The sequence below is a fragment of the Actinotalea ferrariae CF5-4 genome (assembly GCF_000603945.1).
Lineage (GTDB): Bacteria > Actinomycetota > Actinomycetes > Actinomycetales > Cellulomonadaceae > Actinotalea > Actinotalea ferrariae.
Genome location: NZ_AXCW01000559.1, coordinates 1 through 672, shown reverse-complemented (window position 1 = coordinate 672; position 672 = coordinate 1). Strand labels below are relative to the sequence as shown.

Below are 672 nucleotides of genomic sequence, written 5' to 3'. Positions count from 1 at the left end.
AGCTGGCCGCGGGCGCGCAGCGGTCCGCCGACGGCGCGGGCGAGCTCGCGGGGGGTGCCGCGCAGGTCGGCGACGGCACCGCCGAGCTCGCCGACGGCCTCGGTCTGGCGGTGGAGGAGATCCCGGCCTACACCGAGGGTGAGCGGCGGAGCCTCGCGGACGTGGTGGCGGAGCCGGTCGCGACCGCCGACCAGGCCGAGATCGGCTTCGGCCGGGGCGCGCTCGCGCTCTTCACCGTGCTCGCGCTGTGGCTCGGGGCCCTCGGGCTCTTCGCGGCCCTGCCCGCCGTGCCCGCCGACGCGCTCGGCACCACCCGGTCCGCGGCCCGGCAGGCGCTGCGGGCGTTCGCGCTGCCGGCCGCCGTCGGGGTGGGCCAGGGGCTGGTCGTCACCGCGGTCGTCGCGGGTACGGGCGAGCTCTCGGCCGGCGGTCTGGCGCAGCTGGGCCTGCTCGCGGCGCTGCTCGGTGTCGTGTTCGCCGCGGTCAACCAGGCGCTCGTGGCCTGGCTGGGCGGCGCGGGCCGGCTGGTGGCGCTCGTCGTGGCGCTCGTCGTGCTGGCCGCCGGCGTGGTCACGGCGACGCCCGCGTGGCTGACCGGGCTCGAGGGGGCGCTGCCCGTCGGGCCGGCCGTCGTCGCGGTCCAGGCGGTCGTGCAGGACGCCGCCGGTGGCG

Annotated in this window: 1 protein-coding gene; it reads left to right on the top strand. The window is 80.1% G+C overall.

What is annotated here, in order from left to right:
* Positions 1-672 (top strand): ABC-2 transporter permease (locus N866_RS21210; protein ID WP_034230020.1); only part of this gene is annotated, 672 nt, incomplete at both ends.